General features: G+C 61.4%; 15 protein-coding genes. 11 read left to right on the top strand and 4 right to left on the bottom strand.

What is annotated here, in order from left to right; all coding sequences use genetic code 11:
- Positions 1-4 precede the first annotated feature (4 nt).
- The 3 genes from G6N74_RS20990 (at position 5) to G6N74_RS20980 (ending at position 1688) form a co-directional block, all read left to right on the top strand.
- Positions 5-232, top strand: coding sequence for a ribbon-helix-helix domain-containing protein (locus G6N74_RS20990; RefSeq protein ID WP_165120110.1), 228 nt, complete (start codon positions 5-7; stop codon positions 230-232).
- Positions 229-666, top strand: a complete 438-nt coding sequence (locus G6N74_RS20985) for a TA system VapC family ribonuclease toxin (protein ID WP_165119974.1) — start codon at positions 229-231, stop codon at positions 664-666. Before G6N74_RS20990 ends, G6N74_RS20985 begins: the two co-directional genes overlap by 4 nt.
- Positions 667-1286: 620 nt before the next feature.
- On the top strand, positions 1287-1688 hold the full coding sequence (locus tag G6N74_RS20980) for a single-stranded DNA-binding protein (RefSeq protein WP_165119973.1): 402 nt from the start codon (positions 1287-1289) through the stop codon (positions 1686-1688).
- A 38-nt stretch (positions 1689-1726) separates the two neighbouring features.
- Here G6N74_RS20980 and G6N74_RS20975 read toward each other — a convergent pair whose 3' ends face one another.
- From G6N74_RS20975 to traC, 4 genes are all read right to left on the bottom strand, one after another.
- Positions 1727-1969, bottom strand: a complete 243-nt coding sequence (locus G6N74_RS20975; RefSeq protein ID WP_165119972.1) for a WGR domain-containing protein — start codon at positions 1967-1969, stop codon at positions 1727-1729.
- A 331-nt stretch (positions 1970-2300) separates the two neighbouring features.
- Positions 2301-4253, bottom strand: coding sequence for a Ti-type conjugative transfer system protein TraG (gene traG, locus G6N74_RS20970; RefSeq protein ID WP_165119971.1), 1953 nt, complete (start codon positions 4251-4253; stop codon positions 2301-2303).
- Positions 4240-4455, bottom strand: coding sequence for a type IV conjugative transfer system coupling protein TraD (gene traD / locus G6N74_RS20965; protein ID WP_165119970.1), 216 nt, complete (start codon positions 4453-4455; stop codon positions 4240-4242). Before traD ends, traG begins: the two co-directional genes overlap by 14 nt.
- A gap of 4 nt (positions 4456-4459) precedes the next feature.
- Positions 4460-4750, bottom strand: coding sequence for a conjugal transfer protein TraC (gene traC / locus G6N74_RS20960; RefSeq protein WP_165119969.1), 291 nt, complete (start codon positions 4748-4750; stop codon positions 4460-4462).
- Positions 4751-5002: 252 nt separating this feature from the next.
- Here traC and traA point away from each other — a divergent pair, with 252 nt between their 5' ends.
- The 8 genes from traA to trbJ all read left to right on the top strand — a co-directional run bounded on the left by traA (position 5003) and on the right by trbJ (position 15342).
- Entirely contained in the window at positions 5003-8305 is a 3303-nt protein-coding gene (traA, locus tag G6N74_RS20955; RefSeq protein WP_165119968.1) for a Ti-type conjugative transfer relaxase TraA, read from the top strand.
- Positions 8302-8826 (top strand): conjugative transfer signal peptidase TraF, encoded by a 525-nt coding sequence (gene traF / locus G6N74_RS20950; RefSeq protein WP_165119967.1) that lies wholly within the window; start codon positions 8302-8304, stop codon positions 8824-8826. The genes traA and traF overlap by 4 nt, the downstream gene beginning before the upstream one ends.
- Positions 8747-9982 (top strand): conjugal transfer protein TraB, encoded by a 1236-nt coding sequence (locus G6N74_RS20945; RefSeq protein WP_165119966.1) that lies wholly within the window; start codon positions 8747-8749, stop codon positions 9980-9982. The genes traF and G6N74_RS20945 overlap by 80 nt, the downstream gene beginning before the upstream one ends.
- A gap of 448 nt (positions 9983-10430) precedes the next feature.
- The gene (gene trbB / locus G6N74_RS20940; RefSeq protein ID WP_165119965.1) at positions 10431-11411 is read left to right on the top strand and encodes a P-type conjugative transfer ATPase TrbB; all 981 of its coding nucleotides are present in this window, start codon (positions 10431-10433) and stop codon (positions 11409-11411) included.
- Positions 11392-11796, top strand: coding sequence for a TrbC/VirB2 family protein (locus tag G6N74_RS20935; protein WP_165119964.1), 405 nt, complete (start codon positions 11392-11394; stop codon positions 11794-11796). Before trbB ends, G6N74_RS20935 begins: the two co-directional genes overlap by 20 nt.
- Entirely contained in the window at positions 11762-12088 is a 327-nt protein-coding gene (locus tag G6N74_RS20930; protein WP_376767737.1) for a conjugal transfer protein TrbD, read from the top strand. Before G6N74_RS20935 ends, G6N74_RS20930 begins: the two co-directional genes overlap by 35 nt.
- Positions 12089-12101: 13 nt before the next feature.
- Positions 12102-14552: a conjugal transfer protein TrbE gene (locus G6N74_RS20925; RefSeq protein WP_165119962.1), complete on the top strand. Its 2451-nt coding sequence runs from the start codon at positions 12102-12104 to the stop codon at positions 14550-14552.
- Positions 14530-15342: a P-type conjugative transfer protein TrbJ gene (gene trbJ / locus G6N74_RS20920; protein WP_165119961.1), complete on the top strand. Its 813-nt coding sequence runs from the start codon at positions 14530-14532 to the stop codon at positions 15340-15342. Before G6N74_RS20925 ends, trbJ begins: the two co-directional genes overlap by 23 nt.
- The last annotated feature ends 14 nt before the right edge of the window (positions 15343-15356 follow it).

Here is a 15356-nt window from a genome sequence, read left to right as displayed (position 1 = left end):
CAATATGCGGACGACACTGGCGATTGATGACGACATCCTTGTTGCAGCCAAGGCGATGGCCCGACAGCAGGACAGAAGCGTTGGCGAGATAATCTCTGATCTCGCCCGACGTTCTTTGCGCCGACCTCAAAGTGGCGGTGAACGCAATGGGATACCTCTTTTATCCCCCCAGCCAGATACACCCCCTGTAACGCTTGAGATTGTCAACGCCTTGCGTGACGAACTGCCGTGACGTTTCTGCTAGACGTCAATGTGCTGATCGCGTTGATTGATCCCGGCCATGTCGCGCATGACGACGCGCATGGCTGGTTCCAAGCCACCGGCAGTGCTGCCTGGGCCACCTGTCCCATTACCGAGAATGGCGTCATTCGCATCGTTGGCAATCCAAAATATCCCAACAGTCCTGGCTCACCGGCGCTCGTTGCAGAAATCATCAACAAATTGCGTGCGCTTCCGGGCCACAGTTTCTGGTCCGATGATGTGAGCCTGGTCGGCTCTGATGACATAGATGCAGCGAAGATTCTGACATCAGCACAGGTCACCGATACCTATCTGCTCGCGCTCGCCAAGGGGCGTGGAGGCCAACTCGCGACGTTCGACCGCAAGCTATCAGTGTTAGCCGTGAGGAGCGGGAAATCTGCCCTGCATCTGATCTCCGGCAAGTAGAAAGCGGCGAAACAGTCATTGTATTGCTCAGATGGTACTTGGCCCAAGAGGCTCATCCGTTTCACTTGAGCATTTTGCGGTGAAAGCCGTCATCCCGACGTTACCGCGCAGCCTGGCGCAATAGCTCGCTGCTGTCTCATGGTGTCGAAAGCGTATGCGCCAAACCTTCCCGTTTCGCAAAACATCACTTTGCTTGCCGTGCCGATGAAATCGCGGTGGCCGCAGCATCTGGGTTTCAGGAGCGGAGAATATCCGTCAACAAAGCTCTCCTAATTGCCTGGGCGCTCATTTGAGTGAACGTGGGTCTGGGACAAAGCCGCCGGATACAACCTTCCACCTACCGATGTTGGCGGGTAATCCAGGATCTGTCGGCTGCTTCCCCGCCGAGCTTTTGCCGATGGATCAATCCCTCCAACCGAGATGAGCCCCTAACTCCGTTCGCTCTCTGTCCGCAACCCCTGCGGAACGGGCCGTGTTGGCGCTCAAGCGCGCCTGCCCGCACCACCCCGATCCTTGCGGGGTTTCCCTGCGCTGATGCTTCGGTGCTGGCCTCTCGCGACGGACTTGGCCGGGTCTCGTCGGAGGGATGGTCCCTCGGACAGAAGCAACGGAGAAATCAAATGCAGAACATCGTCATCCTTGCCGGCAACATCGGTCAGGCCCCGGAGGCCCGCACCACCCAGGGCGGCACGCGCATCACCCACTTTACCCTCGCTACCTCGCGCCCCCGCTACTCCGAGGGCAAGGTTCTCCGGGACGCCAACGGCTACCGTGTCCAGGATACCGAATGGCACCGCATCACCGCCTTCAATGGCCTCGGCAAGACCATCGAGGAGCACTGCGAAAAGGGAATGAAGGTTCTCGTTCGCGGCCGTATCCGCTACACAAAGTGGACCGACAGCGAAGGCATCGACCGCTACGGTTGCGAGATCATCGCCGAAACGGTGGATTTCCTCAGCCGGGCTAAGCAGACGCAGTCCGACGGAGAGGAGCGCGATCCCGACGACCAGATCCCCTTCTGAGGTCGGCACCGAGCCCGGCTTCACCGCCGGGCTCATCTTCATCCGCAGTAGCCGCGTCGGCGTTTCGCTTTCAGGATGCGGCCGAGTGAAATTTCGGCTTGCTCCTGAGTTTCGAACAGTTCGATCCTGTATCGGCCACGCGTACCGATGCGACCCCAGTTGCGGACCAGAGAGCTTCCACCGAACAGGCTCGGTTCGATCGACAGCGCGTAGAACCGCGCCATGTTGCGGGTTGGATCGATCCTGTGAATGAGGATGGTGTCGGGTTGCAGTTGATCCATGGCGAACAGTTTCGCTCTCCGTGGAAGTGACGTCCAACGACTTCCATGAATCGGTTGTCGGGGACCGATTCATGGGTTTGATGCGTCTGAGCGCGTCACCGTGATCCTCGTCAGGCTTTGCCGGTGACCAGGAAGAAGCTCCTGCACTTGGCGGCCCCGGTTTTTAGACCTTCCGCCTTTTGTCGAGAAGGGCCCAGCTCTGCCGCATCGATGCCGACTGTCCGGGTCCTCTCGCTCGAAAGCTAGAACGTGTCGCACCGCGGATGGTTCTCTTCGCTGTGCTCTAGGACTTCGCATACGGTCTCAGCACAGGTGTGTGCCGATCTTCCTGTCACTGCGACGACGACGCCCCGATCGTATTATCCGCCCATTCATTTCGATGAAACCTGTTTTCGCCGACGCAAGCCTTCATGTCCGCTCTCCTGAACCAGAGGGCGCGTCCGCAGCGCAACGGTGGATTGCCGGCCGTGAAGATGATCTGCTCGTCGCTTCGCATCCGCATCACCTCATGCGGCAGGATCAGCGGCCGCCGGGTCAACTGCTTGGAACGCGTGCGCGACGATCCCGACATCTGCGACGATCGAGCGGTCTGATCAACCTCGACGGTGGTATCGCCGCAGCGCTTCGAGATATAGTCGGCCGTCTCTGGATCGTTGATCGCGGCGAACGACACCCATGACGCGCTCTCGAACCATTTCGAGGTGGCGTCCCGACCGCCATAGGCCTCACGCATCTGGCCGATCGACTGGTAGAGCAGTGTCATGGTGATCCCGTATTTGCGACCGGCGTCGCGCGCGGTTTCGAGAATGCGCAGGAAGCCGAGGCGCGCAACTTCGTCGAGCAGGAACAGCGTTCGGCCTTTCACCGCACCCTTGCGATTGTAGATGGCATTCATCAGCGCGCCAATGATCACCCGTGCCAGACCCGGATGGGTTTCGAGCACCTTCAGATCGAGCGCGATGAAGATGTCGGTCATGCCGGAAGCCAGCTCGTCCGTCCTGAAACTGTCGCCGGAGACGAGGGCGGCATAGTTCGGATAGGAGAGCCAATGAGTCTCCTTCACCGCATTGGCATAGACTCCGGAAAATGTCTCCGACGTCATGGCGATGAAGGGCGCGACATTTTCCCGAACGAAGGCGGAATTCGACTGATGGTGGATCGTGGTGAGGCGCTCACGCAGCTTCGGTTCGGGTTCCGAGAGGTTCGTGCGGACCTGCCGAAGCGTCTGGTTCATTTCCGCTGTGTGGCCGGAAAGACAGACATCGGCGATCAGCACCGTAAGCAGTTGCAGCGCCGAAGCGCGGAAGAAGTCGTCGCGCGCCGAGCCCTGGCGAGGATTGTCGGTGATGACCCAGGTGGCGACCGCAACGATGTCTTCCTCCTTCGTGCTGCCGAACCGGCCGATCCAGTCGAGCACATTGAAGCCGACCGCCGCATTGCCTGGATCGAGCAGCACGACATTGCGGCCCTGTCGCGCGCGGTGGCCGGTGACCATCGGCGCGACTTCGCTCGACGGATCCAGCACGACGAGACTGCCGGCCCATTTGAGCGCCGTCGGCACTGTGACAGATGTGGTCTTGAAGCCACCGGAGCCGGCGAAGACGATGCCGTGCGACGAGCCGAACGAGCCGTCGAAGCAAAGCAGAGGCGATCGTCCGCCTTCGCCCCAGGTGTCGCGGCTGTCGGCCCGGAATGCGACCGCCTGCACGCTGTCGCGATCGACGCGGTATCGCTCTCCGATGACGATCCCGCTGCTGTCGGGAAATAGCCGTGCCGCCGCTGCCATCGCCATCCAGTCGGCCTCGCCATGCACGGCGCGCTTGCCACGGATGCGCCGCGGTGGGGCCGCTGCAAAAGCGGCGTTTCCCCGACGCGCGATGCGCAGCGCGAAGACGCCGCATATCAGCGCGATCGTGGTGCCAATTATTGTCGCCGGATCGGCATAGGAGAACGCGGTCTTGCCATCCGGCACGCGATCGGCCAGTGCCGATAACCGCGCCGTTTCGCGCGCAACCGCGATTGAAATCACACAGGCTGCGCCAAACGCAACGCCCCAGCCCGCCGCTCGGATTGCGCTTGCGCCAGCAGCGGCGCAGAGGAAGATCACGCCGAGGATTCCGGCCATGGCATAGGGCAGCGCGATGCCGGTCCTGCCGAGCATCAGACGCACCGTCTCCGATGTCCCGAATGCCGCCAGCCACGTCTCGATGCCGGTCATGCCGACGCAGACAACGAGCATCAGCGTTACCGGCACAACGGCGAGAACGACCTTATTCGCCGTCATGGCCAAACACCTCCGCGCCTAGAGCGGTCAGCCGCGAACGCTCATTTTCGTCATCCTGCAATCGCCGGGATGCGTCGATCAGCAGACCAAGCAGCAGCGCTCGCTTCTCGTAGCGCAGGCCGGCTTTGACGATCAGGCCGCCGAGCTCGATCTTTTCGCGCGTGTCTTTCTTGCGAGCTTCGGATGATGTCGACCGGCGCATGCGCTCAAGCCTCGCTATCGCCGCTCGCAGCCGCGCCAATTTCGACCACCGCGGGCGTCGTTCCGGCTGGCCTGCTCCCGCCGGCGTTCTTCCTTCCGGAAGCTTGGTCCTCACTCTCGCGAAACCGCCCGGCTAGGTCCTCGAACGCGGCCAGGAGCGCCGTCTCCTCGATCTCACCAAGACCGGCTCTGAGCGCGATGCGACCGATGCGTTCGGCCTCGCGCGTCTCAGCTTGTTTGAGTTGCTGCTGAAGCCTGCCAATTTCCTCTCTGATCTTAGCTGACGGTTTTTTCATTCCGGTCGATCCCTTTCGCTCCCGGTTGCTCGGCAATCGGGAGCAGCATTTCCCGGAAGCGGTCGCGAAGCGACTAATAGAAATGGTAGTCGGCAGCGTCGACGCTTTGGGAGATCATCCCGACCGTTCCGAAGGAGCGGATCCAAGGGCGCAGTAATACGTCGCTGGCGCGACGTCCTGCTTCCGGCCCGATTGGGCCGGTCCGATCCCGACGAACATAGCGTTTACTCTTCGCCGGGAGATCTCTTCGCCGTGGCCATCACGCATTTCACGCCCCAGCTCATCGGCCGCGGCTCAGGCCGCAGCGCCGTGCTGTCGGCGGCGTATCGTCATTGTGCGAAGATGGTCCACGAGATCGAGGCGCGCACCGTCGACTATTCTAACAAGGGCAATCTTGCTCATGAGGAGTTCCTGTTGCCGCCCGATGCGCCGGAATGGGCACGCACGCTGGTTGCAGATCGGTCGGTTTCAGGCGCGGCGGAAGCCTTCTGGAACCGCGTCGAGTCCTTCGAGAAGCGCGAGGACGCGCAGTTCGCCAAGGAGTTCATCATCGCACTGCCGGTGGAACTGACGAAGGAGCAGAACATCGCCCTGACGCGGCAGTTCGTGGCCGAGCAGGTACTGGCGCGCGGCCAGGTTGCCGACTGGGTCTATCACGACGAACCCGGCAATCCCCATGTTCACCTGATGACTACCCTGCGGCCGCTGACCGAGACCGGTTTCGGCGCCAAGAAGGTCGCGGTGATCGGCGAGGACGGCAAGGTCCTTCGCAACAAGGCGGGCAAAATCGTCTACCGGCTCTGGTCGGGCGAGAAGCAGGAATTCCTGGAGCAGCGCAACGGCTGGCTCGACCTGCAGAACCAGCATCTCGCGCTCGGCGGGCAGGAGATCCGCGTCGATGGTCGCTCCTACGCCGAGCGCGGCATCGATCTCGTCCCGACCGTCCATATCGGCGTCGGCGCCAAAGCGATCCAGCGCAAGGGTGAAGAGCAGGGATGGTCCCCGTCACTCGATCGGATCGAACTGTTCGAGGCCCAACGCGAGGAAAATGCCCGCCGAATCCTGCAGCGTCCCGAGATCGTCATCGACATGCTGTCGTCGGAAAAGAGCGTCTTCGACGGCCGCGACATCGCGAAAATCCTGCATCGCTATGTCGACGATCCCGGCACCTTCCATCACCTGCTAGTGCGCATTCTCCAGAGCCCGGAGATCCTGCACATCGAGAGCGACAGCGTCGACTTTTCGACCGGCGAGAAGATCCGCGCCCGCTATACGACGCGCGCTCTAATCCGGATCGAAGCGGAGATGGCGAAGTGGGCGATCTGGCTTTCGCGAAAGGTAGACTGCCGGGTCGAGCGCGGCGTCCTGGATGCTGCCTTTGCCCGCCATTCCCGACTGTCGCAGGAGCAACGTGTCGCCATAGAGCATATCACGGCAGCGTTGCGCATCGCTGCAGTCGTTGGACGCGCCGGCGCCGGCAAGACCACCATGATGAAAGCTGCACGCGAGGCGTGGGAACTGGCCGGTTACCGCGTCATCGGCGGAGCGCTGGCCGGCAAAGCGGCCGAGGGATTGGAAAAAGAAGGAGGCATCCAGAGCCGGACGCTGGCATCCTGGCAGCTGCGCTGGAAAGAGGGTAGGGAGGCGCTCGATGCCAGGACTGTGTTCGTACTCGACGAGGCCGGCATGGTGGCCTCAAAACAGATGGCGCTGTTTGTCGAAGCAGCCACGAAGGCCGGCGCTAAGTTGGTCCTGATTGGCGATCCGGAGCAGCTGCAGCCGATCGAAGCGGGCGCGGCGTTTCGGGCGATCGTCGAGCGCATCGGCTATGCCGAGCTCGAGACGATCTACCGCCAGCGCCAGGACTGGATGCGCGCCGCCTCGCTCGATCTTGCGCGCGGCAATGTCGACCGTGCCATCTCTGCCTACAGGGCACAGGGCAGGGTGTTCGGCTCGGAGCTGAAGGCCCAGGCCGTCGGCAATCTGATCGGTGACTGGAACCGCGATTACGATCCTGTGAAGTCGACGCTGATCCTCGCCCATCTGCGTCGTGACGTCCGCATGCTCAACACCATGGCGCGCGAGAAGCTGGTCGAGCGCGGCCTCATCGGCGAGGGCCACGCCTTCCGGACCGAGGACGGGATGCGCCTGTTCGACGCCGGCGACCAGATCGTCTTCCTGAAGAACGAGACCTCGCTCGGCGTCAAGAACGGCATGATCGGCAAGGTCATCGAAGCCGCACGCGATCGTGTCGTCGTGGAGACAGGTGAGGGCGAACATCGTCATCATGTCGACGTCGACCAGCGCTTCTACCGCAACATTGATCATGGCTATGCAACCACCATCCACAAAAGCCAGGGCGCGACCGTTGACCGTGTGAAGGTGCTGGCGACGTTGTCGCTTGACCGGCACCTGACCTACGTCGCCATGACCCGCCATCGCGAGGATGTCGCACTCTATTATGGCCGCCGTTCCTTCGGCCTGAACGGTGGTCTGGTCCCGATCCTGTCCAAGCGCAACGCCAAGGAAACGACGCTCGATTACGAGCGTGGCACGCTCTACCGCCAGGCGCTTCGCTTTGCCGAACACCGCGGCCTGAATGTCGTGCGTGTCGCTCGGACGCTTATCCGCAACAACATTGACTGGACGCTGCGCCAGAAGCGGCGGCTCGCCGAACTCACGCTACGTCTGCGGATCCTCGGCGAGCGCATCGGCCTTGTTGCGGCACGTCAAAACCCGAAGCTCAAGGAGGCCGCGCCGATGGTGAAGGGCGTCACGGTGTTTTCAAAATCCATTTCCGATACAGTCGAGGAAAAGCTGCGCGCCGATCCGGTGGCCGCCAGGCAGTGGGAGGCGGTCTCGACCCGCTTCCGCTATGTCTTCGCCGATCCCGAAACCGCGTTCCAGGCGATGAAATTCGACACGGTGCTGACCGATCCGTCGGCGGCCAGGACGACGTTGGAGCGGCTGGTCAGCGAACCGGCCTCGATCGGACCGCTGAAGGGCAAGGTAGGCCTCCTCGTCGGCAAGGCCAAGCGCGAGGATCGGCGCATTGCCGAAGTCAACGCCCCGGCGCTGAAGCGCGACATCGAACGGTATCTGCAGCTGCGCCAGACAGCGGTGCAGAAGATCGAGGCCGAAGAACGGACGTTGCGCCAGCGTGTCTCGATCGAAATTCCGGCCCTGTCGCAGGCGGCGAAGCAGGTCCTTGAACGCGTGCGCGATGCCATCGACCGCAACGATCTTCCCGCTGCTCTCGGCTACGCGCTCGCCGACCGGATGGCCAAGGCCGAGATCGACGGGTTCAACAAGGCGATCACTGAGCGCTTCGGCGAGCGGACTCTGTTGAGCAATGCGGCGCGAGAGCCAGCCGGGAGCCTCTTTGACAAAGCGGCCGATGGGCTGCGGCCGGGCGAGCGCCAGAAGCTCGCAGAAGCTTGGCCGGTGATGCGCACCGCCCAGCAACTTGCCGCCCATGAGCGTACGGCCGCAACGCTCAAGCAGACCGAGGAGCTGAGGCTTTCGCAACGCCAGAGCCCGGTGCTGAAGCAATGAGCCGCCGCTTCGCCGCGATCGCCGTTTCGGCAATGGGTGCGGTAGCTCTCCTGGGCATTGGATGGCGCGGCGGTTTCCGACTCAATCTGACACCAAGCTATCCGCTTGGGCTCTGGCGCATTATCGAGCTCGACCGGCCGGTTGCCGTGGGCGATCTGATCTTCATCTGCCCGCCGGACGCGCCCCAATTCCGGGCGGCGCTCGAGCGCGGCTACCTCCGGCGCGGCCCCTGCCCGGGGGGCTTCACTCCGCTCATCAAGACCGTGGCGGCAATCGAAGGTCAGACGATCGAGATCGGTGCTGGCGTCGCCGTCGGCGGCACGCCGCTCCCGCATTCGGGTTTGCGTCCGACTGACGGAGAAGGCCGATCGCTCGCCTCCTATCCCGGCGGTGTCGTCCCGCCAGGGCATCTCTTTCTTCACTCCGATTTTGCGAGCTCCTATGACTCACGATACTTCGGGCCGATCCCTGGCGCCGGCCTGCTCGGCCAAGCCCGCCCGGTCCTCATCACCGGTCCCTGAAACTGCACGCGCACTCGTGCTGGTCGCGTCGGCTGCCGTCACCGGCGGGATCGCCTGGAGCGGCAATGTCCTGACCCTGCCGCTCTCTCTCGCCTTTCCGGTGCTCTGGGCGTACGCGCCTTCCCGCATCACCGCGACTCTCGTCTCCGTTGCCTACTTCCTCGCCGCCTCACGTGGCCTACCGCAAGGCGTCGTCAATTACTACAGCGCAGATCTTTGGCCGGGCCTGGCTCTCTGGACCGCGGCTTCACTCGCCTTTGTCATCGTTCACGCAGTGCTTTGGACGAAGCGACCGGGAGCGAGAAGGGCGATGCGATACGGGTTGGCGGCGGTGCTGATGGGGCTGCCGCCCTTCGGGATCGTCGGTTGGGCGCATCCTTTGACGGCGGCTGGCGTTCTCTTTCCGGGGTGGGGCTGGTTCGGCCTGGCCGCTGCTGCGGCCGTCCTTCTCATGATGACGACGAGACGGTGGTCAGTTGCGGCAGCTGTGATGGCAGGTTTATGGGGTTGGTCCGCGGCAACGTGGACTGCCCCGCCATTATCGAAAGACTGGATGGGCATCGATCTCGAACTGGGGCAAAGCCTCGGAAGAGAGACTGGGCTCGATCTGCATCGTGATCTGATTGCAACGGTGAAGAATGCAGCGGCCGAGGGCGCCCGAGCGGTCGTTCTCCCCGAGAGCGCGCTCGGGTTTTTGACGCCGACCGTCGAACGGCTCTGGAGCATGGAGCTGCACGGCACATCCGTTACTGTGCTCGCTGGCGCGGCCGTCCTCAACAGCGGGGGCTACGACAATGTCATGGTAAAAGTCTCGGGTAACGGTGCCCACGTTCTCTACCGGGAGCGCATGCCGGTCCCGGTCTCGATGTGGCAGCCGTGGCGTGCGTGGACTGGGCAGGGTGGAGGTGCCCACGCACATTTCTTCGCCAATCCTGTCATCGAGGTCGCGGGGACGAGGATCGCGCCGCTGATCTGCTATGAGCAACTCATCCTCTGGCCCACTCTGCAGTCGATGCTGCTTTCGCCGGACGTCATCGTGGCTACGGGCAATGGCTGGTGGACGAGTGGCACCTCGATCGTCGACATCCAGAAGGCCAGCGCCACCGCATGGGCCAAGCTCTTCGGTGTGCGTCTCGTCACTGCCTTCAATATCTGAACTAGGAGCTGCCGTGATTTACGCCTTCCTCATTCAGCAATGCGCCGATTCCGCCCTTAAATCAGCAATCGTCGAAAGGTTCATCGAGCGCGGGATCACTAAGGCGCCCCCTAGGGACTAGTATTTTCGGCGACCCGCACAAGCCCTCTGTTTGCATCAATCCCTCGGGGGATTGCGGGCCGGTAAGACGCGTCGCCAGAACGGGAATCGCGGCCGCGCTAGCACATTTATCAGTGGTCAGCGCGCGCCAGGTGATGCCCATTGGCTACCAGATCATTGCTGAGGGCCCATATGAAAATTCTCGCTGCTACCGGTTCGAATGAGCACGAATCCGCTGGTTTTCTCCGTGCGAACCAGTGCCTTGTCCGTAGCTCAGCCAGCCTCGCCGCCGCTGCTTGTCCTCGCGGGTACTGTTCCATCTCTGGCAACCAGTCGCTCACCTGACGCCATGCTCAGTCCCAAATCGCATCCGCGCTTGGTCAGAAAGCTTCAGGAAGCGCTTGGCGATCAGCTTTGCATGGCGCTCGACGACACGACCGTTGTCGAAATCATGCTCAATCCGGACGGAAAGCTGTTCATCGAACGGTTTGGCCACGGTATCTCGCTTGCCGGTGAGATGGCATCTGCAACTGCAGAGGTCGTCATTGGTAGCGTGGCACACGCACTGCATTCTGAGGCCGATGACGGGCGTCCGATCATTTCGGGCGAACTGCCAATCGACGGGCATCGCTTCGAAGGATTGTTGCCACCGGTGGTTGCCGCACCGGTCTTCACCATTCGCCGCCGTGCTTCCAGGCTCATCCGGATCGATGACTACATAAAGTCGGAGACTATGACCGACAAGCAGGCATCGATCATCCGAACCGCCATTGCCTCACGGCTGAACGTGGTCATCTCAGGTGGGACCGGGTCCGGCAAGACAACGCTTGCCAATGCGGTGATAGACGAGATTGTCCGGACCGCTCCTGACGACAGGCTGGTGATCCTTGAGGATACTGCCGAGATTCAGTGCGCTGCGCAAAACGCTGTCGCATTGCGTACGAGCGACACTGTCGATATGGCGAGGCTCCTCAAAAGCACCATGCGGCTTCGGCCGGACCGTATCATCGTAGGCGAAGTGCGGGACGGGGCAGCCCTGACATTGTTGAAGGCCTGGAATACCGGCCATCCCGGCGGTGTCACAACTATTCATTCGAATACGGCAGTGTCGGCACTGCGCCGCCTCGAGCAACTCACGGCAGAAGTGAGCCAGCAGCCGATGCGCGAGGTCATCGGCGAGGCTGTCGACCTGGTGGTCTCGATCGAACGAACGGCAAGAGGTCGCCGTGTTCGCGACATCGTTCATGTCGAACGGTTCACCGGCTCCCAATACGAAACCGAAACCTATCCTCACGTCGAGAAGGAACGCCATGTCGCTCACCCGTCATAACTTCATTGCCGGTCGCGCCGTCGTGCTGCTGGTCTGCGTTGGATCGATTGATCCTGCACTGGCGTCAAGTGGCGGTGGCCTGCCCTGGGAGGCGCCACTTCAGCAGATACAGCAGTCGATCACCGGGCCTGTGGCCGGCTTCATCGCGCTTGCGGCGGTGGCGGTCGCCGGAGGCATGCTGATCTTTGGTGGCGAGCTCAACGACTTTGCCCGCCGGCTTGTGTTTGTCGTGCTCGTTGCCGGTATCTTGCTCGGCGCTACCCAGATCGTTGCGCTGTTTGGCGCAACCGGCGCATCAATCGGTAACCTCAATAGCAGCTCTCAAACGCCGGAACATATTGCGGATGCTTATGTTCGTCCGGGAGGGGAGGGGTCCCTTGGGTGAGCCAGGAGCGAAGCTCCATCGCTCGCGCATTCATCGCGCGCTGTCGAGGCCAAACCTCCTGATGGGTGCAGATCGCGAGCTGGTGCTTCTCAGCGGTCTGGCTGCCGCGATCCTGATTTTTGTGGTGTTGACCTGGTATGCAGCACTGCTGGGTGTGGCCGTATGGGTGGCGGCGGTCGCGGTCCTGCGCATGATGGCCAAGGCTGATCCGCAACTGCGCAGGGTTTACGCGCGCCACATTTCCTACAGACCTTATTACAGGGCTACTTCCACGCCCTGGCGGCGCTTCTAGAGGCGGGACACAAATGGCAGCACTTGGTTCCTTCCGGCATACCGGGCCCTCCTTTGCTGATCTTGTGCCGTATGCCGCCCTGGTGGCGAATGGCGTGGTCCTACTAAAAGATGGAAGTCTGATGGCAGGGTGGTACTTCGCCGGCCCTGACAGCGAAAGCTCGACCGATGCCGAGCGCAACGAAATTTCCAGGCAGATCAATTCCATCCTGTCGCGACTGGGCTCCGGCTGGATGATCCAGGTCGAAGCGGTTCGCGTACCGACGACAGAATATCCCGCAGAGCGAGATTGCAATTTCCCCGATCCGACCACGCGCGCTATCGACGCCGAAAGACGGGCTCATTTCAGCCAGGAGAGCGGACATTTCGAAAGCAGGCACGCCTTGATCCTGACCTATCGGCTTCCGGAGAAACGTCGAACAGGATTGACCCGCTACGTCTACTCCGACGCTGAAAGCCGTTCTGCTTCCTATGCCGACACGGTCCTGCAGACTTTCGACAGGTCCATTCGAGAGGTCGAACAGTATCTCGCGAATGTCCTTTCGATCCGTCGCATGGTTACGCGCGAGGCCGAAGAACGAGGTGGATTTCGGGCAGCCCGTTATGATGAGCTGTTCCAGTTCGTCCGGTTCTGCATCACTGGCGAGAACCATCCAATCCGCCTGCCTGCAATTCCGATGTATCTCGACTGGCTGGCTACAGCCGAATTCCAGCATGGACTGACACCAACTGTCGAGAATCGCTTTCTCGGTATCATCGCCATAGACGGCCTGCCGGCCGAGAGCTGGCCGGGTATTCTCAACGCGCTCGATCTCATGCCTCTGACCTATCGCTGGTCCTCACGCTTCATCTTCCTCGACGATCAGGAAGCACGCGCAAGACTCGAGCGCACCCGCAAGAAATGGCAACAGAAGGTGCGCCCCTTCTTCGACCAACTCTTCCAGACGCAGAGCCGCTCGGCCGACCAGGACGCCATGATGATGGTGGCGGAAACCGAAGACGCCATCGCCGAAGCCTCTTCGCAGTTGGTGGCCTATGGCTACTACACCCCCGTCATCGTCCTGTTCGACGAGATTCAGTCCCGTCTTCAGGAGAAATGTGAGGCGGTGCGCCAGTTGATCCAGGCCGAAGGTTTTGGCGCGCGGATCGAGACGCTCAACGCCACGGATGCATTTCTTGGATCGCTGCCGGGCAATTGGTACGCAAACGTACGAGAGCCGCTGATCAACACGCGCAATCTTGCCGATCTCATCCCCCTGAACTCGGTCTGGTCAGGAGGCCCGACGGCACCGTGTCCGTTTTATCCGGCCGGCTCACCGCCCCTAATGCTGGTTGCCAGCGGCTCGACACCCTTCCGGCTGAACCTGCATGTCGATGACGTCGGTCACACGCTTGTCTTCGGTCCTACGGGCTCGGGGAAATCGACACTTCTTGCGCTGATTGCCGCACAGTTCCGGCGCTACGCGGGCGCGCAGATCTTCGCCTTCGACAAGGGCCGCTCCATGCTGCCGCTGACGCTGGCAGCAGGCGGCACCCATTATGAGATCGGTGGTGAGATGGAAGGGGAGGGGAATGATCTCGCCTTCTGTCCGCTTAGCGACCTTACAAGCGATGCCGATCGGGCTTGGGCGACCGGATGGATCGAGATGTTGGTGGCGATGCAGGGCGTGAATATCACGCCAGACCATCGCAACGCCATCTCCCGCCAGATCGGCTTGATGGCACAAGCCAGGGGCCGTTCACTCTCGGACTTTGTCTCTGGCGTCCAGATGCGTGAGGTCAAGGACGCGCTCCACCACTACACCGTCGATGGCCCGATGGGACAACTGCTGGACGCTGAGGAGGATACTCTGTCGCTTGTCGCCTTCCAGACTTTCGAGATCGAGGAATTGATGAACATGGGCGAGCGCAACCTCGTACCGGTGCTCACCTATCTGTTCCGCCGGATCGAGAAGCGCCTGACCGGTGCGCCCAGCCTCATCATTCTCGACGAGGCGTGGTTGATGCTCGGTCATCCCGTCTTTCGCGACAAAATCCGGGAATGGCTGAAGGTGCTGCGTAAAGCCAATTGCGCCGTCGTTCTGGCAACTCAGTCGATTTCAGATGCCGAACGCTCCGGCATCATCGATGTCCTGAAAGAAAGCTGTCCGACCAAGATCTGCCTGCCAAATGGTTCCGCGCGCGAGACGGGCACAAGGGAATTCTACGAGCGCATCGGCTTTAACGAGCGGCAGATCGAGATCGTCACGACCGCGCTTCCCAAACGCGAATACTACGTCGCCTCACCGGAAGGCCGCAGGCTCTTCGACATGGCATTGGGTCCGGTCACGCTCTCCTTCGTTGGCGCATCCGGCAAGGAGGACCTCAAACGCGTGCGCGACCTTTACCGCGAACATGGTCATGACTGGCCAACCCACTGGCTCGAGCAGAGAGGAGTAAGCCATGCCGCGAAGCTTTTTCCATGAACAATACCTTACAAAGTTCGGGGTAATTGTTGCAGCGGCCATTTCAGCGGCAGGCCTCACCTCATCAGGTCATGCCGGCGGTGTCACCGGACAAGCGACGGAATGGACGCAGCTTGCCAACAATGCCGAACTGATCAGCCTCGTCGGCAAGTCGACCGAACAGGTCAACAACCAGATCAAACAGATCACTCAGTTCGCCGAGCAGATCCAGAACCAGCTCAGAATCTACGAGAATATGCTCCAGAATACGGCCCAGTTGCCCAACCATATCTGGGGGCAGGTTCAGGGTGATCTCGGCAAGCTACAGAGCATTGTCTCGCAGGGGCAGGGCGTCGCCTTTTCGATGGGCAATATTGATGATGTCCTGAAGCAGCGTTTCCAGAGCTTTGCCGACTTCAAGACAAATCTGCCGGATGGCGCGACCTTCTCATCGACCTACCAGAGTTGGTCGGACACCAACCGCGACACGATCACTGGCACGCTGAAGGCTGCCAATCTCACTGCAGAGCAATTTTCAAGCGAGGAATCGACGATGGCCCAGTTGCGTTCGATGTCGGAGAGTACCGACGGCCAGATGAAGGCCTTGCAGGTCGGCCATCAGATCGCCGCCCAGCAAGTGGCGCAGATGCAGAAACTGCGAGGGCTCGTCTCCCAGCAGATGACCATGATGGGAACATGGTATCAGTCCGAGCAGGCAGAAAAGGATCTCGCGCAGGCGCGGCGTGAGCAGTTTTTCAACGCGCCGATACGCGATATCCGTGGCGGCCAAACGATGGAGCCACGCTGGTGACTGGCCGTCTTGCT

Origin of the sequence: Mesorhizobium zhangyense (assembly GCF_011045115.1) — a bacterium.
Taxonomy (GTDB): Bacteria; Pseudomonadota; Alphaproteobacteria; order Rhizobiales; family Rhizobiaceae; genus Mesorhizobium_M; species Mesorhizobium_M zhangyense.
The sequence above is the reverse complement of the archived record's forward strand: the minus strand, read 5'-3'. Positions and strand labels throughout refer to the sequence as shown.